Raw genomic sequence first — 24889 nt, 5'->3', positions numbered from 1 at the left:
GCACGTCACAATGTAATCATGACCTCTCCCCCACCAGAACTGCAGCAGATCGTCGGCTCGTCACGCGCGTCCCGCATGGGGACGCTGCTGGTCGGCATGGGGGTGCTGCATTTCGTGGCGCCCAAGCCGTTCGACACCATCGTTCCCGTCGAACTGCCGGGCACCGCGCGGTTTTACACCTACGCCTCCGGGGTCGCCGAACTCGCCGCAGGCGGGTTGCTGATCGCGCCGCAGACCCGCAAGGTGGGCGCGCTGGCGGCGGTGGCGCTGTTCCTGGCCGTGTTCCCCGGCAACGTCAACATGGTTCGGCTGTGGTGGGACAAGCCGTTGCCGATGCGGATCGCGGCGATCGCCCGCCTTCCCTTGCAGATCCCGATGATCACCCAGGCACTCAAGATCTACCGCGAGGCCTAGGGCGCCCCAGCGGTCACGCCGCCTCGGGCGTCAACAGTGCAGCCAGTTCGTCGATGCCGGGCAGCACGGCCGGTCGCACGGTCTCACCGGTGCGCACGTAGTGGAACGCTGCGCGCACCGACGACGCGGGCCGGTCGTGCAGCGCGGCCCAGGCCAGGCGGTACACCGCCAGCTGCACGGCGGCCTGGGTGCGTGCCCGGTCGGTGTCGGGCGGCCCGCCGGTCTTCCAGTCCACCACCGTGACGCCGCCGTCGTCGTCGGCGAACACCGCGTCGATCCGCCCGCGCACCACGGTGTCGCCGATCACCATGTCGAACGGCACCTCGACGTCGACCGGGGTGCGCGCCGCCCATGGTGACACCATGAACGCGGCCTGCAGTTCGGCCAGCGCCTCGGCCTCGCTGCGACGCAGTTCGCTGTCCACCGCGCCGGGCAGGTCGTCGAGGTCGAAGAGCCGCTCGGCGCCGTAGAAGCGCTGCACCCACTCGTGAAACGCTGTGCCCAGCAACGCATCCGGGTTCGGCCGCATCGGCAGCCTTCGGGCCAGCCGCTGCGTGGCGGCCGCCGGATCCCGGCCGAGGTCGACGAGTGTGCTGACCGACACCTGTGCGGGCAATTCCACCGGCGCAGCCCGCCCGGCGCGTTCACGCTCGGCCAGCAGCGCGTCGACGTCGGCCCGCCAGCCGTCGACATCGGCGTCCTGGCGGAGTTCACCGGCCATCGCCCGCGTCACCAGGGCGGCGCCGCGATCGAGGTCGGCCCGCCGGCCACCGGCCGAGTCTGGCGGCCACACGGCTTCGACAACGTTCTCGCGCAACGGGTTCGGCTCGCCGTCGGCCGGCGCGGGCGCCCACTGTTCGACGACGCCGCACGGATCGCCGTCGGCCACCGACCGGTCGATGATGTCCTTGAGCTCGCAGAGGAAGTCCGACGGCCCACGCGGCTTGGACTCCGCGGCGCCCCAGTGATGGCCCGACAGCAACAGCGTGTCCTCGGCACGGGTCAGCGCGACGTACAGCAGCCGGCGCTCCTCGTCGACGCGGCGCTGTTCGAGGCGGCTCTTGTGGTCGTGGATCCGGTCGGACAGCATCTTGCGGTTGTTGACGTCCGAGGTGTCCAGCACCGGAACCCCGTGGTCGGCCGCCGTCGCGCGGTCGCCGCGCAGCAGCGGCGGGAGGTCGGCGGGGTCGGTGAGCCACGTCCGCGGCTGCGCGGTCGACGGGAAGACCCGCGCGCTCAGGTGCGGCACGGCGACCACCTGCCACTCCAGCCCCTTGGCGGCGTGCACGGTGAGGATCTGCACCCGGTTGGCCGAAACCGACACCTCGGCCGGCGCGAGACCGTTCTCCACCACCATGGCGGCGTCCAGGTAGCCCAGCAGGCCGCTCACCGTGGCGCCCGGCCGGGCCGCGAAGTCCGCGACCACATCGGCGAACGTGTCCAAGTGCTCGGCGCCGGCCCAGCCGGCCCCCACGGGTTGCGCCGCGCGGGCCTCGGCGTCGATGCCCAGCACCCGCCGCACGTCGGCCACCAGTTCGGGCAGCGGAAATCCCAGATGCGCGCGCAGGGCGGTCAGCTCGCGGCCCAGCGCGACGATCCGGCGGTAGCCCTCGGCCGAATACCTCTGCGCTGCACCAGGATCGCAGATCGCGTCGGCCAGGCAGGCGGCATCGGCGTCGGGTGCGGTACGGGCCACGATCTCCTCGGTGGACGCCGACCCGGCGGGCGCGGCGGTGTCGTCTAGTTCGACGGCGCGCCGCCACAACGCGGCGATGTCCTTGGCGCCGAGCCGCCACCTCGGCCCGGTCAGCACCCGCATCGCGGCCGCGCCGGCGGTGGGATCGGCGAGCAACCGCAGCATCGCCACCACATCGGCCACCTCGGGGATGGAGAGCAATCCGGCCAGGCCGACCACCTCCACCGGGACGCCGCGCGCGGTGAGTGCGTCCGCCATCGGAGCGGCATCGGCGTTGCGGCGCAGCAGCACCGCGGCAGTGGGGACGTCGTCGCCTGCGCCGTGGTAGAGCGCGGCGATCTGGTCGGCGACCCAGTCCCGTTCGGCGGCCAGGTCGTTCAGCAGGGCGCAGCGGATCGTCCCGGGCTCGGCCCCGGGGCGGGGAAGCAGCTCGCGCACGGCCACCGACCGGCGGCGCGCCTCGGCCGACACCTCGTTGGCCAGCCGCAGCGCCCGCGGCGGATTCCGCCAGCTGGTGCGCAGTTCCAGCGTGGGCGCCGGGCTGCCGTCCGCGCGCGGGAAGTCGGTGGCGAACCGGGGCAGGTTGGTGGCCGAGGCGCCGCGCCAGCCGTAGATCGACTGGATCGGGTCGCCGACCGCGGTGAGCGCGAGACCGTCGTCCACCCCGCCGCCGAACAGCGACGACAGCGCGATCCGCTGCGCGTGGCCGGTGTCCTGGTACTCGTCGAGCAGCACCACCCGGTAGCGCTGCCGTACCTGTACGCCGACCTGCGGGAACTCGGCGGCCAGCCGGGCGGCGGAGGCCATCTGCGTGCCGAAGTCCGTCACCTTGTCGGCCCGCATCCGCCGGTGCAGCGCGTCGATCAGCGGCACGAGTTCGGTCCGCTCGTTCTGCGTCGCCAGCAGCCGCAACAGCCACTGGCTGGGGCCGCGGTCGCGCTGATACGGGCCTGCGGGCAGGGTGTGCACCAGCCGCTCCAGCTCGCTGTGGGTGTCGCGCAGCTGATCGGTGCCGACCAGGTGCTCGGCCAGCTGACCGGCCAGCCGCAGCACCATCGCCGTCACCGCGGCCGGGGTCTTGTCGACGTGCAGCTCGCCCGGGTGCTCGCACACCACCCGGAAGGCCAGCTGCCACAACTCGGTCTCGCTGATCAGCCGGGTGTCCGGCTCGATGGGCAGCAGCAGGCCGTGATCGCGCAACAGCGCGCCCGCGAACGCATGGTAGGTGCTGACCGTCGCCGGATCGGCGTCGTCGCCACCGGGTAGCAGGCCCACCCCGGCCAGCCGGGCCAGCCGGCTGCGGACCCGGCGCAGGAGCTGCCCGGCGGCCTTGCGGGTGAACGTCAGGCCGAGCACCTCGCCGGGTGCGGCGTAGCCGTTGGCCACCAGCCACACCACCCGCGCGGCCATGGTCTCGGTCTTGCCTGCCCCCGCGCCGGCGATCACCACGAGCGGTCCCGGCGGTGCGGCGATGACGGCGGCCTGTTCGTCGGTGGGTGCGAAAACGCCGAGCGCCGAGGCGAGTTCGGCGGGGCTGTAGCGCGGTGTCATGCCCTCTCCTCTCCGGCCTGGGCGGGGCAGCTGCCGCGGACCGGGCAGTGCGTGCAGTTGTCGTTGATCCGGGCGACGAACCGGGGACCCTGGGTCGCCGCGGCGGCCCGGCTCACCTGTTGTTGCCACTGCTGCTGCGCTTCGGGGGTGAGCGCGTCCTGCGCGCGCTCGGCGGGGCCGCCTGCGGTGGGCTTGCCCAGGTACACCAGCCGACCGCCGCCGGGCTGGTCACCGTCCGGGAGCAGGCCGGCCGCCACGGCCAGCTGGTACATGGCCAGCTGGGCGTGCCGCTGCGCGTCGTCCTTGGTGACCGGGCTCTTGCCGGTCTTCAGGTCCACCACGACCAGCCGGCCGGCGTCGTCGCGTTCGAGCCGGTCGAGCCGTCCGCGGACGCGCACCCCCGGCGCACCGTCGTCGTCGGGCTCGCCGATCAGCCCGTCGACGTCGACCTCGGTGCCCACCTCGTTGAGTTCGCGGCGGGTCTGCTCGCGCCACTGCGCGAACCCCGAGAGCATGGCGCGATGCCGCGTGAGCTCGTTGTCGGCGTGCCACGCGGCTTCGAAAGGCAGCTGCTGCCAGAGGGTCTGGAGCTCGTTGACCAACTGGCTCTCCGTGCGGCCCGGGTCGGCGAGCAGGGCGTGCACCAGCGACCCGACGGCCGAGCGCACGTCGCGGGCGTCGCTGCCGCCATGGCGCTCCAGCAGCCAGCGCAGCGGGCAGTCGGTCAGCGTCTGCAGCGTCGACGGCGACAGCGTGACGGTGTGGTCGCCACCCGACCACAGCGGTTCGTCGCTCGACACCGGCGTCATGCCGTACCACTGCGCGGGGTCGGCGCCCGGGATACCCGCCGCGGCCATCCTGGCCAATTGCGTTGCCGCGCATTCCCGGGCGATGCCCTCGGGGCCGTCGGCCGGGGCGCAGGCCACCGCCCGCAACCGGCCGACCAGCACGGCGGGCGCCAGCACCCGCGGGGCCCGGGCGGGGAGGTCCGGCTCCGGCCGGGGATCGGTGGCCAGTGCAGCCAGTTCGTGACAGAACGGCGACGGCAGCGCGGCCTCGTCGCCGTCTTCACTGTCCACGGCGGTCACCAGCACCCTGGTGCGCGCCCGGCCGAGTGCGGCGATCAGGAGGCGGCGTTCCTCGGCCAGCAGGGGCGCGCGGCTCGACAGCTCACGGTCGGTCGCGGCGGCCACGCCGTCCAGTACATCGACGAGATGCTGGGTGCCGAGCACACCACCGCGCGGAACCGTGTTGGGCCACAACCCTTCCTGCAGGCTCGCGATCACCACGAACTCCCACTCCCGATCGAGTGCGGCGTGTGCGCTGAGTACCGCGACCGCGTCGGGGGCCGGGCGCTGGTCGCGCGGCGGTGGCGGCGGCCCGAGCGCGACGACATGGTCGATCAGGCCGCGTATGGAGGCTCCGGCCGTGCGGCCCACGTACTGCTCGGCGACGTCGAACAGCGCGGTGACCGCATCGAGGTCACGGTCGGCCTGCGCGCCGGCCGGGCCACCGCGTTCGCTCGCCGACAACCAGCGCCGCTGCAGACCCGAGCGGTGCCACGCCTGCCACAGCGTGTCCCGCGGGTCCTGCCCGGCGGCAGCGCTGCGGCGCGCCGCCGTCAGCACGGTGTGGATGCGACGCAGCGGGCGCTGCTGTTCCGGGGACAGACCCGACGGGACGTCCTCGATCGCCGCGACGAGCAGGTCGGTGAAGTCGCGCGGCGGGCGGCTGCCGTCGGCCCGGCGTAGCGCCCGGCGCAACTGACGCAGCGACACCGGGTCGACCCGGCCGACCGGCCCGGTGAGCAGCTCGGCCGCCTGCGCGCCGTCGAGGCCGTCGGCGGTGGCGTCGAGCACGGTCAACAGCGCACGCACCGCAGGAAGATCGGCGAGCGGAGCGGCGGCCCGCGGCACGTCGACCGGTACACCGGCGGCCGACAACGCCCGCGCCAGAGCAGATCCCGTGCGCGGCATCGACCGGACGAGGACCGCCATCTGCGACCACGGCACGCCGTCGACCAGATGGGCGCGGCGCAGCGCGTCGGCGATGACGGCGGCCTCGGCGTGCGGTGACGCCGCCACCCGCACCCCGACCGTTCCGGTGCGGGTGGCATCGCCGGTGAGGTGACGCACCGCCGACGCGGCAGGCAGCCGGCGGGTGAGCCCGGTGATGGCGTCAGTGACGGCGGACGCACAGCGGTGCGAGACGGTGAGCGTCACGACCTCGCCGTCGCCGTCGCCGCGCAGCAGTTGCGGATCCGCACCGCGGTAGCCGAACACCGCCTGGTCGGGATCGCCCGCGATGACCGTCAATTCGGCGCCCGCGGCCAGCACGCGCACCAACCGGGCGGCCTGCGGATCGAGCTGCTGGGCGTCGTCGACGAGCAGCACACGCAGCCGGGCCCGTTCGGCGGCCAGCAGATCGGGGTCGCTGCCGAGGGCCTCCAGCGCGGCGCCGACGAGTTCGGCCGCGCCCAGCGCCGGGACGGTGGCCTGCGGCGCCGCGGTACCGACCGCCGCGCGCAGCAGCATGATCTGCTCGTAGGCCTGCGCGAAACGACCGGCCGCCAGCCACTCGGGCCGGCCCGACAACCGGCCGAGGCGTTGCAGCGCAACCGGATCCACACCCCGCTCGGCGCAGCGCGCCATCAGGTCGCGGATCTCGCCCGCGAAACCGGCGGTGGTCAGGGCGGGGCGCAGGGCGGCGGGCCAGCCGGTCGGCGAGCGGTCCCCGTCCTCGAGGTCACCGGCGAGCATCTCCCGGATGATGCCGTCCTGTTCGGCGCCGGTGATCAGCCGCGGCGGCGGGTCGCCGTTGCGCTGCGCGGCCATCCGCAGGACGGCGAACGCATACGAGTGCACGGTGCGCACCAGCGGTTCACGCACCACGGTACGGCTGCCGTCACGCAGCATACGGCGGGTGATCACCGCGCGGGCCTGCGCACCGAGCCGCGCCGAACCCGTCAGCAGCAGAACGGATTCCGGATCGGTTCCGGCGGCGATGTGCGCAGCGGCGGTCTCGACCAGCAGGGCCGTCTTGCCCGTTCCCGGCCCGCCGAGGACGCGCACGACGCCGCTGCGGCCGGGTCCGGTGAGCGCTGCCGGTGCCGACTCGATACGTGACGCGGTCATGAGGGCATGACACCACGGGGGTCCGACACGTCGGGTCCGCGTCGCCCTCCGGGACCGTCCGTCGGACCGCCCGCCGGAATGGAGCCCTACCATCGACGCGTGACCTCGCGACTGCACGTGTACCGGTACGGGCCCGCGCGGCCCGCGCAGATCCTCGCCGTCCACGGTCTGACCGGGCACGGTCAGCGCTGGCAGACGCTGGCCACCCGGCATCTGCCCGGATATGCGGTGGCCGCACCCGATCTGATCGGGCACGGACGGTCGTCGTGGGCGGCGCCGTGGACGCTGTCGGAGAACGGCACCGCGCTGGCGGCACTGCTCGACGACGATGGCGGCGGTCCCGTCGTGGTGGTGGGGCATTCGTTCGGCGGCGCGGTGGCCCTCGATCTCGCTGCCGCTCGCCCCGATCTGGTCTCGGGCCTGGTGCTGCTCGATCCCGCGGTCGGCCTGGACGGCGAATGGATGCGCGAGATCGCCGACGACATGTTCGCCTCGCCCGACTACACCGACCGGGCCGAGGCGCGCGCCGAGAAGGCGAACGGGTCATGGGGTGAGGTCGATCCGGCCGAGCTGGACCGCGACCTCGACGAGCATCTGGTCGACCTGCCGAACGGGCGCAGCGGATGGCGGATCAGCATCCCGGCGATGATGTCCTACTGGAGCGAGCTGGCGCGGCCCGTCGCGCTGCCCCGCGACGGCACCCCCACCACGCTGGTGCGGGCCGCCCGCACGCAGCCGCCCTACGCCTCCGACGAGCTGATCGCCGGCCTGGATGCGGCGCTCGGCACGGATCTCGAGGTGCTGCAGTGGGATTGCGATCACATGGTGCCCCATGCCCGTCCGGCCGAGACGGCGGCTCTGATCCGAGCCCATCTCGAACGTCACTGACATGGCGCCCATCACCGACGAACAGGTGGAAGCCGTCCGTGCGCTGGTCGCCAGGATCCCGGCGGGGCGGGTGTCGACCTACGGTGACATCGCCGACGCCGCAGGGCTTTCCAGCCCGCGCATCGTCGGCTGGATCATGCGCACCGATTCGTCGGATCTGCCCTGGCACCGCGTCATCACCGCATCCGGCCGGCCGGCCGCCCACCTGGCCACCCGCCAACTCGAACTGCTGCGCGCCGAGGGCGTGCTCGCCGACGACGGCCGCATCCGGTTGACCGAGGTGCGGCACTCGTTCTGACGCGGCCTAGAGGACCAGCCGGACCAGCGCGGCGGTACGGGCCAGCCCTGGAAAGGCCGCGGCGGTCGAGCGCGGATGCAGCGCGTGCACGGCGAGCCGGAACATCAACGCCCGCAACAACATCTGCGGCCACTCCGGCAGCGACGCCCACCGCTCGATGAGGCCGTCGTCGGACTCCCCCCAGGCCAGGGCGTCCACGACCACCACACCGGCCGCCCACGACGCCGGCCGCCAGTACGGGGTGATGTCGGTGATGCCCGGCGCGGCGGCCCCGGCGAACAGCACGGTGCCGTAGAGGTCGCCGTGCACCAGCTGGCTGGGACTCTTGGTGGGCTTGCGCAGCCCGGCCAGCTGACCGATGAGCTCGACCGAGCGCTGCCCGTCGGCCGATCCGGGCGACACCCGCGCGCCGGGCGGCAACTTCTGCAGCGGCCGTTCCTCCCAGGCCGCGCGGTCGGCGGCGATGAAGACGTCCACGTCGGCCCATGGCGCGACGGGCGGCTGGGTCAGGAAGCGGGGTCGTTCGAGTTTCGCGGTGGCCTCGTGCAGCCGCACCGCGGCCGAGACGACCTCGTCGTGGCGGGGCTCCGGCGTGCCGGCGACGAAGGTGTCGGCGCGCCACCCGGCCACCACGTAGCGGCCGTCGGTCGACCGGACCGGCCGGGCCAGCCGGACACCGTCGACGAACAGCGTCTCGCGAACCTTGGCCGACCACGCCGCTCGAGCGTGGTCGGCGATCAGCGAGAGCACCACCTCGCCGCAGCGCCAGCCACCCTCCCACGTCGATCCGAGCGGCACCGGCCGCTGGCCGGTCAGCCCGAACGCCGCCAGCACGTGCTCCGGCGGCCGAGGGTCAGTCACAGGGCACAGGCTACCGGCGACAAGTCGCAGGTCGGTGCGCCGTGCAGCCTTGTGTCAGCGTCGTGTCGCGACCGTGACCCGTCGCGTCAGTACATCACCATGTCGGGTTCGAGCTGCCTGCCCCAGGCGACGATGCCGCCCTGGACGTGCATCGCGTCGGAGAACCCGGCCTTCTTCGCGATGGCCAGCACCTCGGCTGAACGCACGCCCGTCTTGCAGTAGAACACCGGCGTGCGGTCCACCTGCAGCTTCGACAGCGCCTCTCCCGACTCGAACGCGCCCTTGGGGATCAGCTCGGCGCCCTCGATGCGGTTGATGTCCCACTCGACCTGTTCGCGCACGTCGATCAGCGCCAGCGGCTTGCCCGAGTCGAGCAGTTCGCGCAGCTCACGCGGGGTGATCGTGGAGTCGGCGGCGGCCTCGGCGGCCGCGTCGGACACCACGCCGCAGAACGCCTCGTAGTCGATCAGCTCGGTGATCTTCGGCGTCTCCGGGTCCTTACGGATCTTGATCGTCCGGTAGGTCATGTCCAGGGCGTCGTAGACCATCAACCGGCCCAGCAGCGGGTCGCCGATGCCGGTGATCAGCTTGATCGCCTCGGTACCCATCACCGACGCGATGGACGCGCAGAGGATGCCGAGCACGCCGCCTTCGGCGCAGGACGGCACCATTCCGGGCGGCGGCGGCTCCGGGTAGAGGTCGCGGTAGTTGAGGCCCAACCCGTTCGGGGCGTCCTCCCAGAACACCGACACCTGGCCTTCGAAGCGGTAGATCGAGCCCCACACGTATGGCTTGCCCGCCAGCACGGCCGCGTCGTTGACCAGGTAGCGGGTCGCGAAGTTGTCGGTGCCGTCGAGGATCAGGTCGTACTGCTCGAACAGTTCGACGGCGTTCTCGGGTTCCAGCCGCACCTCGTGCAGGCGGACGTCGACCAGCGGGTTGATCTCCTTGATGGAGTCGCGGGCGCTCTGCGCCTTGGACCGCCCGATGTCGGACTGGCCGTGGATGATCTGGCGCTGCAGGTTCGACTCGTCGACGACGTCGAACTCGACGATGCCGATCGTGCCGACACCGGCCGCGGCGAGGTAGAGCAGCGTGGGCGAGCCGAGTCCGCCGGCGCCGATCACCAGCACCCTGGCGTTCTTCAGGCGCTTCTGACCGTCGACACCCAGGTCGGGGATGATCAGGTGGCGGCTGTAGCGCGCGACCTCTTCGCGGGTCAGTTCGGCCGCTGGCTCGACCAGCGGCGGCAACGGTGACGACACCGATATCTCCTCAGTTCCTGCGGGCTGCAGACGTGGGCGTACCCCATCACAATAGGCACTTTCCACAACCGCGAACGCCCCGCATTGCTTCCCGTTCGGGCGGTGAGCGGGGATCAGGCGATGGGGTACGGCCAGGGATTGAACCGGCAGGTCCTGCCGTCGGCCCGCACGGTCTCGGGGTCGAACTTGGCGGCGTCGTCGTTGTTGGTCGAGAACGTCTGCTGCATCATTATCGGCGCGAGCGCGCCGTTCTCCGCACACTGCTCGTGCCGCTGATAGCCGATGGCGTGGCCGACCTCGTGATTGATGAGGTACTGCCGGTAGGAGCCGATGTCGCCCTGGAACGGCACGGCGCCGCGCACCCAGCGGGCCTCGTTGAGGAACACCCGCGGCTGTCCGTCGGCGTAGGCCGGGTTGTAGCAGGACGCCTCGAGCTGGATGTCGTAGCCGCAGCCCTCGCGCACCGTCATCGGCGAGGTCAGCGACACCCGGAAGTCGGGTTCGACGCCCGACGTGGCGTCGACGCGGGTGAAGGCGAACTGCGGGTTGTGCGTCCAGCTCTTGGGGTTGGCCAGCGTCTCGCTGACCATGCGGGCGAACCCCTCGTCACCGCCGATGGTCGTCGTGTCCACCCCGTCCTCGACCTCGACGGTGTAGGTGAACACCTTGGTGGTGCCCTGACCCGCCTGCGGCGCGGTCCCGGGGACGATGTGCCACGTCCTCGCACCGGCCTCGGTGAACGGACCGCCCTGGGGCAGGATCCCGGTGGGCAGGCTGGCGTCGAACTGCGTCAGCCCCTTCGGCGGTGCGCCGACGATCGCCGTGCTCGACACGCCGAGCGTCGGCGGCCCCTGCACCGGCCCCTGCTCGTCGTCGGCGGCCTGCGGAGCGCTGGTGCCGGTGACGGTCTGGTAGATCACCACGGCGGTGAGCACCATCAGCACCGGTAGCGCGTAGGCGCGCCAGCCGTAGGTGGAGACGAACCGGCCGAGCCAGGTCTGCTTGCGCCAGCGCCGGTGTTCGTCGCGGTTGGAACGGACCCGCCCCGAGTCGACCGCCAGCGGATCACGCTGTGCGCGCAGTGGCTCCCGCCATTCGTTGCGCAGCGCCGGGGCACGACCGGGCCCGCGACGCCCCGGGTCGTAGGTCACCGAAACAGGATGGCACAGAGGCGGGCACTTGCACCTCCGGCGCGCCACCCCGGGTGGCACCGGGGGTCGACCTCGCGCACACCGCAGATGATCGGTAGTAGTGTCGTTTCGATGGGCGGCTTGGGTGAACACACCCAAGAGCGCCACAGGAATCCAGATTGAGGACTTGATGAGCGATCTCGCCAACACCGCCGAGAGGAGAGGTGCCAAGACCGGCAGCGGCGACACCGCGCCGTCCTCCGGTAGCGGCCGCCGCGGCAACCGGCTGCCCCGCGACGAGCGGCGCAGCCAGCTACTGGTCGCCGCCAGCGAAATCTTCGTCGACCGCGGTTACCACGCCGCAGGCATGGACGAGATCGCCGACCGGGCCGGGGTCAGCAAACCGGTTCTCTACCAACACTTCTCATCAAAGCTCGAGCTGTACCTCGCGGTTCTGCAGCGCCATGTCGACAACCTCGTCTCCGGCGTCCGCCAGGCACTGCGCACCACCACCGACAACCGGCAGCGCCTCCGCGCGGCGATACACGCGTTCTTCGACTTCATCGAGCACGACAGCCAGGGCTACCGGCTGATCTTCGAGAACGACTACACCACCGAGCCCCAGGTCGCCTCGCAGGTGAAGGTCGCCACCGAAGCGTGCACCGACGCGGTGTTCGACCTGATCAGCCGCGATTCCGGCCTCGAGGCGCACCGCGCCAGGATGATCGCGGTGGGCCTGGTCGGCATCAGCGTCGACTGTGCGCGCTACTGGCTCGACAGCGAGCGTCCCATCTCCAAGGACGCCGCCGTCGAAGGTACGGTGCAGTTCGCCTGGGGCGGCCTGTCACACGTGCCGCTCACCCGTTCTTGACGGCCTCGGCTCCCACCACGCCGACACCGAAGCCGACCCGGCGCACGTCGGCGGCGCCGATCTCCACGTAGGCGATCCGGCTGTTCTGCACCAGGTAGCGGCGGCCCTTCACGTCGGTCAGCGCCAGCACACCCGCGTTCCCGCTCAGAGCCGCGGACACCGCCTCCTCCACCTCGGCGGGAGTCTGCGCGCTGTTGAACGACAACTCGCGCGGGCTGTCCGTGACACCGATCTTGACCTCCACGTTGAAACCCCTTCTCGCCTCGGCACCGTCGAGAGTCGACCTGATGCGCTCTCCTGCTGAGCAGGCTAGTGGACGGGACGGCACCGGCGCCGCCGCGGGCGGTTCGCGCTGAGCGAAGCCGGTTCCGGAGCGCGATCGAACCGAGTCCCGACCGTGACCGACACACCGCTCGACGCACCTCATCCGTCACTTCTGCCCCGATAGCATCAGGCGCGGTAGTGGACGAGACGATGGGGAAAAACCCGATGGACAGGCGATATTCGGCGAACTCGCCGTACACGACGGCGCCAACCGAGCGGTTCGACGCAGCGACGACCAGGATCGCCGACGGCCGTGTCGGCTATGCCGATCCCGGGTCGCCCGTCGAGGACTATCCGGCATACGAGGACTACCCGTACGGCGCCGGCTACGACTCCCTGCGCGACACCGGCTACGACACCGACTACCGCAGCCCCGACGAGTCCGACGACGACTCCGGCGACGGCGACTACGCCGAGTACGAGCACGAGCCGCTGCTCGACCGCAGGTGGATGTTCATCGCCGGCGTGGCGGGCGCGATCCTGCTCGTGGCCGTCATCTGCACGGTGGTGATCCTGGGCGGCGGCGACAGCGGGTCGGTGACGGCGACCGTGGTCCCGCCGCCGCAGACCAGCCAGCCGGCCACCACCGCGGCGCCCCCGGTCGCCACCTCGCCGCCGACGTCGCTGCCTGCGGAGACGGTCACCACCGTGACACCGTCTCCGAGCGCGACCGCCGCCGCGCCCGAACCGCCACCGGCCGCGGCCGCCCCGCCGCCACCGGCGCCGAGCCCGAGGGCCGTCACCTACCAGGTGACGGGCAACCGGCCACTCCTCGACCTGGTCACGGTGATCTACACCGACAACCAGGGCGCCCTGCAGACCGAGCTCAACGTGGCGTTGCCGTGGACGAAGACCGTCGTGCTCGACCCCGGCGTGGAGCTGAAGTCGGTGACCGCGACCAGCGTCACCGGTCAGCTCAACTGCGCGATCACCGACGCCGCGGGGGCGACCCTGGCGTCTCAGGCGGCCAACACGATGATCGCCACCTGCACCCAGTGACGCCTCAGGCCAGGCCGAGCTCCTGCATCCGCGCGCTGTGGGTGGCCTGCAGCCGGTCGAAGAACTCGGTGAGCTGAGTCAGCCCCTCACCGCTGGACACCACCAGGTCGACGAGTGCGTCGTGTTCGGCCAGCACGTACTGGGCCTGGGTGATGGCCTCGCCGAGCAGCCGCCGCGACCACAGGGCGAGCCGGTGGCGCTGCTTGTCGCTGGCGGTGACGGCGGCGCGCACCTCGGCGACCACGAACTGTGAGTGGCCGGTCTCGGCGAGCACGCCGCGGACCACGTCGGACACCTCGGCGGGCAGCGAGTCGGCGATCTCGAGGTAGAAGTCGGCGGCCAGCGCGTCGCCGATGTAGGTCTTGACCAACGCCTCCAGCCACGTGCTCGGCGTGGTCAGCCGGTGGTAGTTCTCCAGCGCCGAGGCGAACTTCGTCATCGCGGGGATCACGTCGACGCCCCTGCGCTGCAACGCATCCCGCAGCAACTCGTAATGACCCATCTCGGCTGCGGCCATGCTCGCCATGTTGATCCGGCCGCGCAGATTGGGCGCCATCCGCGCCTCTTCGGTCAGCCGGTAGAACGCGGCGACCTCGCCGTAGGCCAGCAGTGCGAACAGCTCGTCGACCCCCCGATGCGCGGCCGAGACGCCCGACGTCGCCGTGCTGACCGTCTGCTCGGGCGTGGCCGCGGCCGGGGTCGAATTCATGACCCAACTCTAGACGCCGACCCGCAGGGCAACCCGACCAGAGTGCGACCAGCTATCATGGGGGCGGATACCGGCGTAAAGCTGCTGCTGAGCCGGACCGAGAAATGTGCGTGCACGCCATGGGCCCGATACCTCGCTGTGCCCAGCGGATCGCCAACGCCCCGCCTCCGGGGCGATGAGACCGCGTCTTTCGTTCCACTCGTGCGCGCGTGACGCAAACGAGGAATGACCACGAAAGGCTCTGTCCACTCCGTATGACTCCACTGCCACCTCTCACCAAATCCTTCGCCGAACTCGGTGTGCGCGACGAGATCGTCCGCGCCCTCGCCGAGGAGGGCATCGAGCACCCGTTCGCCATCCAGGAGCTGACGCTTCCGATGGCGCTGGCCGGCGACGACCTCATCGGTCAGGCCCGCACCGGCATGGGCAAGACCTACGCGTTCGGCGTTCCGCTGCTGCAGCGCATCACCACCGACACCGAGAAGGAGCTGTCGGGTATCCCCCGCGCCCTGATCGTGGTCCCCACCCGTGAGCTGTGCCTGCAGGTCTACAACGACCTCGCGCTGGCCTCGAAGCACCTGCGGGCCGGTGACCGCAAGTTCTCCGTGGTGTCCATCTACGGCGGACGGCCCTACGAGCCGCAGATCGAGTCGCTGCGCAGCGGCGCCGACGTCGTCGTCGGCACCCCGGGCCGGCTGCTCGACCTCGCCCAGCAGGGCCACCTGCAGCTGGGCGGCCTTTCGGTGCTGGTGCTCGACGAAGCCGACGAGATGCTCGATTTGGGCTTCCTGCCCGACATCGAGCGCATCCTGCGGCTGACGCCGGACACCCGCCAGGCGATGCTGTTCTCGGCGACCATGCCGGATCCGATCATCACGCTGGCCCGCACCTTCATGAACCAGCCCACCCACATCCGGGCCGAGGCTCCGCAGTCGTCGCAGACCCACGACACCACCGTGCAGTACGCCTACCGCGCGCACGCGCTGGACAAGGTCGAGATGGTCGCCCGCATCCTGCAGGCCGAGGGCCGTGGCGCGACGATGGTCTTCACCCGCACCAAGCGCACCGCCCAGAAGGTCGCCGACGAGCTGGCCGAGCGCGGGTTCAAGGTCGGCGCCGTGCACGGTGACCTGGGCCAGAGCGCGCGCGAGAAGGCCCTGAAGTCCTTCCGCACCGGCGAGGTCGACGTGCTGGTGGCCACCGACGTGGCGGCCCGCGGCATCGACATCGACGACATCACCCACGTCATCAACTTCCAGATCCCCGAGGACGAGCAGGCCTACGTACACCGCATCGGCCGCACCGGCCGGGCCGGCAAGACCGGCATCGCCGTCACGCTGGTGGACTGGGACGAGCTGCCCCGATGGACGATGATCGACAAGGCGCTCGGCCTGAACACCCCCGATCCCGCCGAGACGTACTCGAGCTCGCCGCACCTCTACGAGGAGCTCGGCATCCCGGCCGAGGCCGGCGGTTCCATCGGCAGAGCCACCCGCACCTCGGACAGGCCGAAGCGCGAACCGCGTGACCGCGACGCCAAGCCGGCCCGGACGCGCAACCGCAGGCGGACCCGCGCAGGCGAGGCCAGCACCGACGGGCACGCCGCCGCGACCGAAACGGACGCACCCGAGCAGGGCGCCGACGGCGACTCCTCGTCGGACGGTTCGCCGGCCAAGCGGCGCCGTCGCCGCAGGCCCCGCAAGACCGCGGCCGCCGGCGCCAGCTAGCGGTCCACGCGACCGGCAGATGGTCACACCCGAGCGCCGCACCCGCGGCGACATCGTGGCGGCACTCGTCATCGCCGCAGTGGTCGTGGTGACGGCGGGACTGGTCTGGTGGACCAGTGACGCGCGGGCCACGATCAGCCGCCCCGCCGCCACCCCGGTGCCCAGCGTGGAGACACCGCGCGAGGTCCCGGCGTCGCTGCAGCAGCGCTGGACGGTGCCCAGCCCCAAGACGACGACTCCGCTGGTGGTGGCCGGCGCCGTGGTGACCGGCAACGGCCGCGACGTCGAGGGCCGCGATCCGGCGACCGGGGCCACGCTGTGGAGCTACGCACGCGACGTCGAGCTGTGCGGCGTCAGCTACGTCTACTACGACGCGGTGGCGGTGTACCCCGACGCCCGCGGCTGCGGCCAGGTGAGCACCATCGACGGCAAGACCGGCCGCCGCGGGCCGGCGCGCACCGCCTACGCCGACCCCGAGGTGACGCTGTCCTCGGACGGCACCACGGTGCTGTCGGCCGGCGACAGCAGGCTCGAGCTGTGGCGCTCGGACATGGTGCGGATGCTCAGCTACGGCTACCTGGACGCCCGCATCAAGCCCGGCATCCCGCCGTCGCCGCTGTGCCGGCTGGTGTCGGCCGCGGCCAGTTCGACGGCGGTGTCGGTGCTGGAGGCCTGTCCCCGCGAGGACAACCTGCGGCTGACGCTGCTGCGGCCGTCCGACGAGGAGGACACCCCGGAAAGCCAGTTCGTGCCCCAGCCCGGCGTGTCCGACGACTCCGGCGCCCGGGTGATCGCGGTGTCCGACGTCTCGACCGCGGTGTACGTGCCGACCCCGAAGCCCGTGGTGAACATCGTCGACGAGACCGGCGCCACGGTCGCCACCACGCCGCTGCCCGGACCGGTGTCGCCACAGGCCGCCATGTCGCGCGCGGGTGACCTGATCACCTGGTGGACGGGCGATGCGGTGATGGTCTTCGACACCGACGAACTGCGCTACAAGTACACGGTCAGCCCGTCGGGCGGCGCCGCCGCGGTCGGCCCGGCCACCGCGCTCGCGGGACGGCTACTGGTGCCGGTCACCTCCGGCTATGACGTGTTCGACGCCGCGACCGGCGCCGGGCAACGGCACATCCCGCTGGTGCGGCCCCCGTCGAGCGCACCCGTCATCCCCGCGGTGGCGGGTTCGATGCTGCTCGAGCAGCGCGGCGAACAACTGGTCGCGCTCGGCTGACCGCGGCTGCGGCCGTCAGGCCAGGTCGATCACCACGACGGTGACGTTGTCGGAGCCACCCGCGCCGTTGGCCAGCGCGACGAGTCCGCGCGCCGCCACGTCGGGGTCCGCAGGCTCCGCGGCCGTCAGGATCTCGTCGTCGTGCACCTGGCCGAACAGCCCGTCGGAGCTGATCAGCAGCCTGTCCCCCGCGCGGCAGTCCACGTCGACCACCCGCGGGTCCACCGTCGGTGAGATGCCGAGCGCCCGGGTCAGCAGATGACGCTTGGGGTGCCAGCGGGCCTCGTCCTCGGTCAGCTCGCCGGCGCGCACCAGATGGGCCACGACGCTGTCGTCCTCGGTCAGCCGGTCCAGCGCGCCGTCGCGGATCCGGTACAGCCGCGAATCCCCGATGGTCATCGCGACCGGGCCGCCGTCGGCGTCGGACAGCACCGCCAGTGCGACGAGCGTGGTGCCCATGGTCTCGTTCCCGGTCAGGGTGGCGGCGTGGTCCCAGATGCGGGTGTTGGCGTCACCGACCGCACGGAACAGCCCGGCCCGGTCCGGTGCGGCGGCGAAGACCGTGCTCAGCGCCTCAACGGCGAGCCGGCTCGCGATGTCGCCGTACGTGCCGAACCCGTCGGCGACCGCGTAGAGCGGATCCTCGACCAGCGCGCTGTCCTGATTGGTGGGCCGCACCGGACCCTTGTCGGTCGCAGTCGCCGCGGTCGAAACGGTGGCCATCGGGGCGGCTCACACCTCCGGGGTGAAGGTGGCCATCGCCTTGCCGGACTTCCAGTGCTTGAGCAGGGCCGTCGCCAGTTCCCGGTAGGCCTGGGCGCCCTTGTTCTTGCGGCCCGCCAGCACCGACGCCCCCGATGCGCTGGCTTCGGCGAACCGCACGGTGCGCGGGATCGGCGGCGCCAGCACGGGCAGGCCGTAGCGGTCGGCGACGTCGAGCAGCACGTCGCGGCTGTGGGTGGTGCGCGAGTCGTAGAGCGTGGGCAGCGCCCCGAGCAGCGTCAGGCCCGGGTTGGTGATCTGCTGGACGTCGTTGATGGTGCGCAGGAACTGTCCGACGCCCCGGTGGGCCAGCGTCTCGCACTGCAGGGGCACGATCGCCTCGTCGGCGGCGGTGAGGCCGTTGAGGGTGAGCACGCCCAGCGACGGCGGGCAATCGATGATCACGACGTCGAACCGGTCCTTGGCCTTCTTGCCTGCGGCGGCGCCGTCCTCCGGTCCGGTGACCTTGGCCAGTGCCCGCTTGAGCGCATATTCGCGGCCCGCGCGCATCAACAGCATCGCCTCGGCGCCGGCCAGGTCGATGTTGGCCGGCAGCAGCGTCATCCCCTCGGGCGTCTCCACCAGCGCCGCGTCCGGTTCGACGTCGCCGAGCAGCACCTCGTGCACCGACACCGGGAGCTTGTCCGGGTCGTGGCCAAGCGAGAACGTCAGTGACCCCTGCGGGTCGAGGTCGACGAGCAGCACCCGCCTGCCCTGCTCGGTCAACGCCGCGCCCAACGATGCCACCGTCGTCGTCTTGGCGACCCCACCCTTTTGATTGGCTATCGCGAGTACCCCCGTCACGATGCTCATCCTCACATGCGCACCGACCCGGTCGTTGGACGTGCGGCAGAATCGGTGAGGTGAGTGTTCTGCAGCAACGGCTGCTTCTTCTCCGGCACGGCGAGACGGAATGGTCTCGATCCGGACGGCACACAAGTCACACCGACCTGGACCTCACCGATCTCGGCCGGGAACGTGCCGAACAAGCCGCAGAGGCCATCGCCGACTTGGAGCTGAACGACCCGTTTGTGATCAGCAGCCCCATGGTGCGGGCCGTACGGACCGCCGAACTCGCCGGTCTGAGGGTCGACGAAGTCTCGCCACTCCTGCAGGAATGGGACTACGGCGACTACGAAGGACTGACCACACCCCAGATTCGGGAGTCGGTGCCTGACTGGCTGATCTGGACGCATGGCGCCCCGGGCGGCGAGAGCGTCGCCGCGGTGACCGAACGTGCCGACGGCGCCGTGGACCTCGCGCTGCAGTACATGGAGTCGCGCGACGTGGTCTTCGTCGGACACGCCCACTTCTCCCGCTCGGTGATCTCCCGGTGGGTTGAATTACCCGTGCCGAAGGGAATCCGCTTCGCGATGGCCCCGGCCTCGATCGCCGTCCTCGGATTCGAGCACGGTGTCCGCCAGATCATCGCGCAGGGGCTCACGGGACACACGGATCCGTGTAAGCCGCGGTGAACGCGCCCTTCGTCCTCGCCGGCCCGGACGGCGTGGTGGTCGCCGCCGGCACCCGCACCGGATTCACCCGACTGGCCGACGCGCAGGCGGCGCTCCACGCCGGTGAGGCGCCGATCATCGTGGGCGCCCTGCCTTTCGACGTGTCGCAGCCGACCGCGCTGATGGCGCCCGAGGCGGTGCGCTTCACCGCCGCGCTGCCCGACTGGCCCGTGCTCCCGCTACCGGCCGTGCGCGTGGCGCGGGCACTGCCCGAGCCCGCCGAGCACCGGGCGCGGGTCGCGGCCGCCGTGCGTCGCCTCAACGACCCCGCCGCCGGGCTGCACAAGGTGGTGCTCGCCCGGTCGCTGCACCTGATCGCCGACGGGCCGGTCGACGCGTGGACCGTGCTGACCCGGCTGGTGGCCGACGATCCCTCCGCCACCGGATATCTCGTCGACCTCAGCCCGGCCGGTGGTGACCACACCGGCACCGCGCTGGTCGGGGCGACGCCGGAACTGCTGGTGGCGCGCCGGGGTGACGTGGTGACCTGCCGGCCGTTCGCGGGCTCGGCCCCGCGTTCGGCCGACCCGGACACCGACCGGGCGAACGCGGCGGCGCTGGCCGACTCCGCGAAGGACCGCCACGAACACCAGCTCGTCGTGGACGCGATGCGCAAGGCACTCGACCCGCTGTGCGTCGACCTGCAGATCGCGCCGACGCCCGCGCTGAGCAGCACCGCGGCGGTGTGGCACCTGAACACGCCGATCACCGCCCGCCTCCGCGAAACTTCCACCACCGCACTGGATCTGGCGGTCGCGCTGCACCCGACGCCTGCGGTCGGCGGCGTCCCCGCCGGCACGGCCGCCGCGCTGATCACCGAACTCGAGGGTGACCGCGGCTTCTATGCCGGCGCCGTCGGCTGGTGTGACGCCCGCGGCGACGGAAGTTGGGTGGTGTCCATCCGCGGCGCGCAGCTGTCCGCCGATCGGCGCAGCGCGGACGCCAGGGCCGGCGGCGGCATCGTCGCCGAATCCGATCCGGACGACGAAGTCGACGAGACCACGACGAAGTTCAGGACGATCCTGTCCGGCCTGGGGGTGCAGACATGAGCGGAACGACGATCCGGCGGGTGCGGCGGGGCGACGAGGCCGAGCTCGCCGCGATGATCCACGAGCTCGCCGAGTTCGAGCGCGCCGCCGCGGAGTGCACGGTGACCGAGAGTCAGCTCGGCACGGCACTTTTCGGTGATCGCCCGGTGGTGTTCGGTCACATCGCGGAGGTCGACGGCACGCCGGCCGCGGCGGCGCTGTGGTTCTACAACTTCTCGACCTGGGACGGTGTCGCCGGCATCTACCTCGAGGACCTGTTCGTCCGCCCGCAGTTCCGCCGCCGCGGCCTGGCCCGCGCGCTGCTCTCGACACTGGCCCGCGAGTGTGTCGAGAACGGCTACTCGCGGCTGAGCTGGGCGGTGCTGGACTGGAACGCCGACGCCATCGCCACCTACGACGCGCTGGGCGGCAAGCCGCAGACCGATTGGATCACCTACCGGGTGTCGGGCCCCGAATTGTCGGCGCTGGCAGCCCCACCGGCGCCCTGATCGCCCGGCGCGGCCAGCCACTCCAGCGTCGCCGGACTGAACAGCAGCACCAGCACCACCAGGGCGGTCAGCGCCAGCGGGATGCCGTAGGCCCACTGGTGTGAGCCCACGCCGACGTACCAGGACACCCCGAGCAGGAGCAGCTGGGCGAACACCGCCACGCCGCGACCCCACCTGCGGCCGGTCCACAGCGCCCAGCCCGCGGCCGCGACGGCGCCGCCGATGATCGCGAACCAGGCCGCGGTGCCGTAGGAGTTCAGGCCCGGCTCCTGCTCGCCGGACAGCCCACTCACCACGTAGAACACCGCCGCCGCGAGTCCGGCCGCCCCCTGCAGCAGCACCAGCACCGCCGCCATCCGTACGGTCGACGGCGCAGGCACAGTCACCGGGCCCGCCGATCGGTCAGGTCGGTGTCCGGCCCGTGGCGCTGCGAACGTCTTTCGGTCACCGTCACACGGTAGCGACGTGGGGACCACGCTGTGCCGCCAGTCGCACCGGGGCGTTGTCGGCGCCGTAGCCGTCGTAGTGGCCGCGCCGCTGCACGAACTCGAAGAACACCGTGCCGACCGTGCGGGTGTAGAAGTGCACGAACTCGCCGCCGTCGGGGTCGCGGTCGTAGAGGAGGTCGAGCTCGTTGAGCTCCTCGACCACCGCGGCATCCAGGCCGAACCGGCCCGCCAGGTAGTCGTAGTAGTTGTCGGGCACCGGCAGGAAGCGGGCTCCGCGGCTGCGCGCCGCCCGGGCCACGGCGAAGATGTCCGCGCACGCGAAGGCGACGTGCTGGGGCATCTTCACGCCGTCGAGCACCTGCGGTGCGACGTTCAGCGGTATCCGCACCGCGCCGTCGACGGTCCGCAACACCTGGCTGCGCACCAGACCGGTGGGCCCGGGCACCTCGGCGGGCGTGCCGGCCGACAGGCCGAAGACGCTGGTGAGGAACAGCACCGCATCCTCTGCGGTGTGCCACGGTTGCGAGAGGTTGACGTGGTCGATCGCGCGGACCGCCGTCGGCGTCGGCGGTCGGCCGCTGTCGAATTCGTCCACCCAGGCCGGCGCCGACCCAGCGGCGGGTTCGGTGACCCAGAACAGCTCGGTGCCGTCCGGAGCGACCGCCGAGCCGAGCGCCTGCTCCGCGGCGTAGGTCCGGCGGTAGGCGACGGGGGCCATCAGTTCCCTTGCGCGCCGGGTGGTTTCGCCGCCGTCGGGCACCTGGAAGCCGACGGCCGCGACGTGCGGCGCCTGATCGCGTGCCTGCTGCTCGTTGAGCACCACCCGGGCATCGCCCGCGACCCACAGCGAGACCGGCTTGGTGCGGTGGCGCCCCGCCGAGGTGAAGCCGAACTGCTCGAGGAGCACCTCGACGTGGGTGGTCTCCTCCGCCTTGATCTCGACGAAGTCGAACGCGGTGGGCGGCTTGGCGGGGGTCAGCGCCACCACGTCGCGGCGCCACCCCTCCGGCTTGCGGTGCGCGGTCTTGTCCTGCAGCCAGAGCAGTGACCGCAGCGCGTGCACCGCGGTGCGCTCGGGGTCGGTCTGGCGGAAGGTGTCGTTGAAGACCTCGAGTGACAGCGGGCCGTCGTAGCCGGTGGCCAGCACGCGGGACAGGAACCCGGGCAGGTCGAACGCGCCCTCGCCGGGGAAGAGGCGGTGGTGACGGCTCCAGGACAGCACGTCCATGGTCAGCGCGGGCGCGTCGGCGAGCTGCAGGAAGAAGATCTTGTCGCTCGGGATCCGCTCGATGTCAGCCGGATCGTGGCCGCGCGAGAGCACGTGGAAGCTGTCCAGGCAGGTACCGACGGCGGGGTGGTCGGCGAGTTCGACGACACGCCAGGCCCGGCGGTAGTCGTCGATGAAGCGGCCCCACGCCAGTGCCTCGAAGGCGACCCTGATGCCGTATTCGGCGGCGAGGTCGCCGAGGCGGCGCAGCTGTCCGGCCGAGACCTCGTCGGAGTCGACGGTGGCCGTGGCGACGTTGCTGCACACCAGGATGGTGTCGATGCCGAGCCGTGCGGCCGTGGCGAAGGTGGCGCCGGCGCGGCGCAGGTTCTCGGCGAACGTCGCCTCGTCGACGCCCTCGATGTCGCGCAGCGGCTGGTACAGGTCGAGCGACAGGCCGAGCCGCCGCGCGAGGCTGCGGATCTCCTCGGGGCTGCGGTCGTTGGCGATGAGATCTGGCTCGAACACCTCGACGCCGTCGAATCCGGCGGCGGCGCAGGCGTGCAGTTTCTCGGTCAGCGAGCCACTCAGCGAGACGGTGGCGATGGAAGTCCTCATGGGCCGTCCTCCAATCGTCACTAATGTACGAAATAGTTAGTTAAGCCACAAGGGCCTGCGCTCCCACCGACGCGGCTAGGCTCGGCGACGTGTCGACCGAGTCCCGGCCCGAACTGCAGCGCGACGCCGAACGCACGCGGTCCGAACTGCTCGAGGTCGCGACCGCGGTGTTCGCCGAATCCGGGTATTCGGGCGCGCGGGTCGACGAGATCGCCGAGCGCACCCGCACCACCAAGCGGATGATCTACTACTACTTCGGCGGCAAAGAGCAGCTGTACATGGCCGTGCTGGAGAAGGCCTACCTCGGGATCCGCGAGGCCGAGCAGCGGCTTCAAGTCGACCACGTGGACCCGGTGGACGCGCTGCGCGCATTGGCCGGACTGACCTTCGACCACCACATCGCCCACCAGGAGTTCATCCGCCTGGTCTCCATCGAGAACATCCACCGCGGCGAGTTCATCGGCCGGCTGGAATCGCTGCGCACGCTGTCGCGGCCGGCCACGACGTTGCTCGACGAGATCCTGCAGAACGGCAGGCGCCAGGGCGTCTTCCGGCAGGACGCCGACGCACTGGACGTTCACATCGTGATCAGCTCGTTCTGCGTGTTCCAGGTCGCCAACCGGTACACGTTCGGCTACCTGTTCGGCATCGACTTCACCGAACCCGCGCGGCGCGCCCACCTGCGCAAGATGATCGGCGACGTGGTCGTCGGCTGGCTCACCTCCGCACCCTGATCGGCCCCGTAGCCCCGAGACCCGCTTCACAGCACAGTCTTGACGTGAGCCCGGTCACTGTGTTCTCCTCGACGTACGTACTAGTTAGTACATTGAGGAGACGGAATGAGCGACGACGCCTACCTGGTCGGTCTGGTCGGGACCGGCGTCGGACCGTCCCTGACGCCGAAGCTGCACATGCGCGAAGCCCACGAACAGGGCATCGACTACCTGTACCGCATCATCGACCTGAACACCGCAGGCATCGCGGCCGAGCGGATCGGCGAGATCCTCGAATGGGCGCGCGCCATGGGCTACGACGCGCTCAACATCACCCACCCCTGCAAGCGGCTGGTGATGGAACACCTCGACCACATCGACGAGCTCGCGGCCTCGGTGGCCGCGGTGAACACCGTGGTCTTCGCCGAGCACGGCGACGTCGGCTACAACACCGACACCACCGGCTTCGCGATCGGATTCGACGAGGGCCTGCCGGGGGCGCCGAGGGCGTCGGTGGTGATGATCGGCGCCGGCGGAGCGGGCGCGGCCGTCGGCGACGCACTGCTGCGACTCGGCGCCGAGCACCTCGCGGTGGTCGACGCCGACGTCGACCGGGCGACCGCGCTCGCGCACCAGCTCGGCATCCGCCACACCGACGCCCGGGTGGACGCCTCCACCCCCGACAAGCTGTCGGTGCTGCTGCCCGCCGCCGACGGCCTGGTGCACTGCACGCCCACCGGCATGGCCGAACACCCGGGCCTGCCGTTGGCCGCCGAGCTGCTGCACCCGCGGCTCTGGGTTGCCGACATCGTCTACCGGCCGCTGGACACCGAACTGCTCACCGCCGCAAGGCAGGCGGGCTGCCGCACCCTCGACGGCGGCCACATGGCCGTGCACCAGGCCACCGAGGCCTTCGCCCTGATCACCGGCATCACCCCTGACGCCGACCGCATGTCCCGGCACTTCCGCAGCCTCGTCGGCTGACCATCCA

Annotated in this window: 23 protein-coding genes; 12 read left to right on the top strand and 11 right to left on the bottom strand. The window is 71.6% G+C overall.

Annotation, left to right across the window (positions count from 1 at the left end):
- Window positions 1-18 precede the first annotated feature (18 nt).
- On the top strand, window positions 19-414 hold the full coding sequence (locus O6P37_RS11130; RefSeq protein WP_269894100.1) for a DoxX family protein: 396 nt from the start codon (window positions 19-21) through the stop codon (window positions 412-414).
- Between the two features lie 13 nt (window positions 415-427).
- Here the strand turns inward: O6P37_RS11130 and O6P37_RS11125 are convergent, their stop codons facing one another.
- Both O6P37_RS11125 and O6P37_RS11120 read right to left on the bottom strand, forming a co-directional pair.
- Window positions 428-3661, bottom strand: coding sequence for an ATP-dependent helicase (locus tag O6P37_RS11125; protein WP_269894099.1), 3234 nt, complete (start codon window positions 3659-3661; stop codon window positions 428-430).
- Complete coding sequence (locus tag O6P37_RS11120; protein WP_269894098.1) at window positions 3658-6795, bottom strand: ATP-dependent helicase; 3138 nt, start codon at window positions 6793-6795, stop codon at window positions 3658-3660. Before O6P37_RS11120 ends, O6P37_RS11125 begins: the two co-directional genes overlap by 4 nt.
- Before the next feature lie 78 nt (window positions 6796-6873).
- On the opposite strand from O6P37_RS11120, the gene O6P37_RS11115 reads away from it, so the two are divergent.
- Window positions 6874-7683, top strand: a complete 810-nt coding sequence (locus tag O6P37_RS11115) for an alpha/beta fold hydrolase (RefSeq protein WP_269894097.1) — start codon at window positions 6874-6876, stop codon at window positions 7681-7683.
- Between the two features lies 1 nt (window position 7684).
- Window positions 7685-7981: an MGMT family protein gene (locus tag O6P37_RS11110; protein WP_269894096.1), complete on the top strand. Its 297-nt coding sequence runs from the start codon at window positions 7685-7687 to the stop codon at window positions 7979-7981.
- A gap of 6 nt (window positions 7982-7987) precedes the next feature.
- Here O6P37_RS11110 and O6P37_RS11105 read toward each other — a convergent pair whose 3' ends face one another.
- The 3 genes from O6P37_RS11105 to O6P37_RS11095 all read right to left on the bottom strand — a co-directional run bounded on the left by O6P37_RS11105 (window position 7988) and on the right by O6P37_RS11095 (window position 11258).
- On the bottom strand, window positions 7988-8842 hold the full coding sequence (locus O6P37_RS11105) for a TIGR02569 family protein (RefSeq protein WP_269894095.1): 855 nt from the start codon (window positions 8840-8842) through the stop codon (window positions 7988-7990).
- Between the two features lie 86 nt (window positions 8843-8928).
- Window positions 8929-10107, bottom strand: a complete 1179-nt coding sequence (gene moeZ / locus O6P37_RS11100) for an adenylyltransferase/sulfurtransferase MoeZ (protein WP_269894094.1) — start codon at window positions 10105-10107, stop codon at window positions 8929-8931.
- Window positions 10108-10220: 113 nt separating this feature from the next.
- The gene (locus tag O6P37_RS11095; protein WP_264010869.1) at window positions 10221-11258 is read right to left on the bottom strand and encodes a DUF3152 domain-containing protein; all 1038 of its coding nucleotides are present in this window, start codon (window positions 11256-11258) and stop codon (window positions 10221-10223) included.
- Window positions 11259-11427: 169 nt separating this feature from the next.
- On the opposite strand from O6P37_RS11095, the gene O6P37_RS11090 reads away from it, so the two are divergent.
- On the top strand, window positions 11428-12108 hold the full coding sequence (locus O6P37_RS11090) for a TetR/AcrR family transcriptional regulator (RefSeq protein WP_269894093.1): 681 nt from the start codon (window positions 11428-11430) through the stop codon (window positions 12106-12108).
- Here the strand turns inward: O6P37_RS11090 and O6P37_RS11085 are convergent.
- The gene (locus O6P37_RS11085; RefSeq protein WP_269894092.1) at window positions 12095-12352 is read right to left on the bottom strand and encodes a DUF3107 domain-containing protein; all 258 of its coding nucleotides are present in this window, start codon (window positions 12350-12352) and stop codon (window positions 12095-12097) included. The genes O6P37_RS11090 and O6P37_RS11085 overlap by 14 nt on opposite strands.
- A gap of 245 nt (window positions 12353-12597) precedes the next feature.
- Between O6P37_RS11085 and O6P37_RS11080 the strand changes: the two genes are divergently transcribed.
- Window positions 12598-13431: a hypothetical protein gene (locus O6P37_RS11080; RefSeq protein ID WP_269894091.1), complete on the top strand. Its 834-nt coding sequence runs from the start codon at window positions 12598-12600 to the stop codon at window positions 13429-13431.
- Between the two features lie 4 nt (window positions 13432-13435).
- Here the strand turns inward: O6P37_RS11080 and O6P37_RS11075 are convergent, their stop codons facing one another.
- A complete protein-coding gene (locus O6P37_RS11075) occupies window positions 13436-14140 on the bottom strand; it encodes a ferritin-like fold-containing protein (RefSeq protein WP_269894090.1) in 705 nt (234 codons plus the stop codon).
- A gap of 254 nt (window positions 14141-14394) precedes the next feature.
- On the opposite strand from O6P37_RS11075, the gene O6P37_RS11070 reads away from it, so the two are divergent.
- Both O6P37_RS11070 and O6P37_RS11065 read left to right on the top strand, forming a co-directional pair.
- A complete protein-coding gene (locus O6P37_RS11070; RefSeq protein ID WP_269894089.1) occupies window positions 14395-15867 on the top strand; it encodes a DEAD/DEAH box helicase in 1473 nt (490 codons plus the stop codon).
- A gap of 19 nt (window positions 15868-15886) precedes the next feature.
- The gene (locus O6P37_RS11065; protein WP_269894088.1) at window positions 15887-17098 is read left to right on the top strand and encodes an Rv3212 family protein; all 1212 of its coding nucleotides are present in this window, start codon (window positions 15887-15889) and stop codon (window positions 17096-17098) included.
- 15 nt (window positions 17099-17113) lie between these two features.
- Here O6P37_RS11065 and O6P37_RS11060 read toward each other — a convergent pair whose 3' ends face one another.
- Both O6P37_RS11060 and O6P37_RS11055 read right to left on the bottom strand, forming a co-directional pair.
- Window positions 17114-17821, bottom strand: coding sequence for a PP2C family protein-serine/threonine phosphatase (locus O6P37_RS11060; protein WP_269894087.1), 708 nt, complete (start codon window positions 17819-17821; stop codon window positions 17114-17116).
- A gap of 9 nt (window positions 17822-17830) precedes the next feature.
- Window positions 17831-18673 (bottom strand): ParA family protein, encoded by an 843-nt coding sequence (locus O6P37_RS11055; protein WP_269894086.1) that lies wholly within the window; start codon window positions 18671-18673, stop codon window positions 17831-17833.
- A 50-nt stretch (window positions 18674-18723) separates the two neighbouring features.
- On the opposite strand from O6P37_RS11055, the gene O6P37_RS11050 reads away from it, so the two are divergent.
- From O6P37_RS11050 to O6P37_RS11040, 3 genes are read left to right on the top strand one after another with little or no spacing between them, the layout of a single operon-like run.
- Entirely contained in the window at window positions 18724-19335 is a 612-nt protein-coding gene (locus tag O6P37_RS11050) for an acid phosphatase (protein WP_264010878.1), read from the top strand.
- Window positions 19332-20423 carry an isochorismate synthase gene (locus tag O6P37_RS11045; protein ID WP_269894085.1) on the top strand — a complete coding sequence of 364 codons (1092 nt, stop codon included), beginning with the start codon at window positions 19332-19334 and terminating at the stop codon, window positions 20421-20423. Before O6P37_RS11050 ends, O6P37_RS11045 begins: the two co-directional genes overlap by 4 nt.
- Window positions 20420-20911: a GNAT family N-acetyltransferase gene (locus O6P37_RS11040; RefSeq protein ID WP_269894084.1), complete on the top strand. Its 492-nt coding sequence runs from the start codon at window positions 20420-20422 to the stop codon at window positions 20909-20911. The genes O6P37_RS11045 and O6P37_RS11040 overlap by 4 nt, the downstream gene beginning before the upstream one ends.
- On the opposite strand, the gene O6P37_RS11035 is transcribed toward O6P37_RS11040, so the two are convergent.
- Together O6P37_RS11035 and O6P37_RS11030 are read right to left on the bottom strand one after the other, a co-directional pair.
- Window positions 20857-21297: a hypothetical protein gene (locus tag O6P37_RS11035; RefSeq protein ID WP_269894083.1), complete on the bottom strand. Its 441-nt coding sequence runs from the start codon at window positions 21295-21297 to the stop codon at window positions 20857-20859. The genes O6P37_RS11040 and O6P37_RS11035 overlap by 55 nt on opposite strands.
- 64 nt (window positions 21298-21361) lie before the next feature.
- Window positions 21362-23185: a bifunctional sugar phosphate isomerase/epimerase/4-hydroxyphenylpyruvate dioxygenase family protein gene (locus O6P37_RS11030; RefSeq protein WP_269894082.1), complete on the bottom strand. Its 1824-nt coding sequence runs from the start codon at window positions 23183-23185 to the stop codon at window positions 21362-21364.
- 89 nt (window positions 23186-23274) lie between these two features.
- On the opposite strand from O6P37_RS11030, the gene O6P37_RS11025 reads away from it, so the two are divergent.
- Together O6P37_RS11025 and O6P37_RS11020 are read left to right on the top strand one after the other, a co-directional pair.
- The gene (locus tag O6P37_RS11025) at window positions 23275-23919 is read left to right on the top strand and encodes a TetR/AcrR family transcriptional regulator (RefSeq protein WP_269894081.1); all 645 of its coding nucleotides are present in this window, start codon (window positions 23275-23277) and stop codon (window positions 23917-23919) included.
- Window positions 23920-24024: 105 nt separating this feature from the next.
- Window positions 24025-24882, top strand: a complete 858-nt coding sequence (locus O6P37_RS11020; RefSeq protein ID WP_269894080.1) for a shikimate dehydrogenase — start codon at window positions 24025-24027, stop codon at window positions 24880-24882.
- The last annotated feature ends 7 nt before the right edge of the window (window positions 24883-24889 follow it).

Origin of the sequence: Mycobacterium hippophais, assembly GCF_027529605.1 — a bacterium.
Classification (GTDB): domain Bacteria; phylum Actinomycetota; class Actinomycetes; order Mycobacteriales; family Mycobacteriaceae; genus Mycobacterium; species Mycobacterium arseniciresistens.
The sequence above is the reverse complement of the archived record's forward strand: the minus strand, read 5'-3'. Positions and strand labels throughout refer to the sequence as shown.

What these genes read in the sequence shown, in the direction of transcription:
- O6P37_RS11120 (WP_269894098.1), bottom strand. Translation starts at nt 6,795, where the DNA reads ATGACCGCGTCACGTATCGAGTCGGCACCGGCAGCGCTCACCGGACCC.
- O6P37_RS11125 (WP_269894099.1), bottom strand. Translation starts at nt 3,661, where the DNA reads ATGACACCGCGCTACAGCCCCGCCGAACTCGCCTCGGCGCTCGGCGTT.
- O6P37_RS11130 (WP_269894100.1), top strand. Translation starts at nt 19, where the DNA reads ATGACCTCTCCCCCACCAGAACTGCAGCAGATCGTCGGCTCGTCACGC.
- O6P37_RS11030 (WP_269894082.1), bottom strand. Translation starts at nt 23,185, where the DNA reads ATGAGGACTTCCATCGCCACCGTCTCGCTGAGTGGCTCGCTGACCGAG.
- O6P37_RS11110 (WP_269894096.1), top strand. Translation starts at nt 7,685, where the DNA reads ATGGCGCCCATCACCGACGAACAGGTGGAAGCCGTCCGTGCGCTGGTC.
- O6P37_RS11060 (WP_269894087.1), bottom strand. Translation starts at nt 17,821, where the DNA reads ATGGCCACCGTTTCGACCGCGGCGACTGCGACCGACAAGGGTCCGGTG.
- O6P37_RS11055 (WP_269894086.1), bottom strand. Translation starts at nt 18,673, where the DNA reads ATGAGCATCGTGACGGGGGTACTCGCGATAGCCAATCAAAAGGGTGGG.
- O6P37_RS11080 (WP_269894091.1), top strand. Translation starts at nt 12,598, where the DNA reads ATGGACAGGCGATATTCGGCGAACTCGCCGTACACGACGGCGCCAACC.
- O6P37_RS11115 (WP_269894097.1), top strand. Translation starts at nt 6,874, where the DNA reads ATGGAGCCCTACCATCGACGCGTGACCTCGCGACTGCACGTGTACCGG.
- O6P37_RS11075 (WP_269894090.1), bottom strand. Translation starts at nt 14,140, where the DNA reads ATGAATTCGACCCCGGCCGCGGCCACGCCCGAGCAGACGGTCAGCACG.
- O6P37_RS11090 (WP_269894093.1), top strand. Translation starts at nt 11,428, where the DNA reads ATGAGCGATCTCGCCAACACCGCCGAGAGGAGAGGTGCCAAGACCGGC.
- O6P37_RS11020 (WP_269894080.1), top strand. Translation starts at nt 24,025, where the DNA reads ATGAGCGACGACGCCTACCTGGTCGGTCTGGTCGGGACCGGCGTCGGA.
- O6P37_RS11070 (WP_269894089.1), top strand. Translation starts at nt 14,395, where the DNA reads ATGACTCCACTGCCACCTCTCACCAAATCCTTCGCCGAACTCGGTGTG.
- O6P37_RS11065 (WP_269894088.1), top strand. Translation starts at nt 15,887, where the DNA reads ATGGTCACACCCGAGCGCCGCACCCGCGGCGACATCGTGGCGGCACTC.
- O6P37_RS11040 (WP_269894084.1), top strand. Translation starts at nt 20,420, where the DNA reads ATGAGCGGAACGACGATCCGGCGGGTGCGGCGGGGCGACGAGGCCGAG.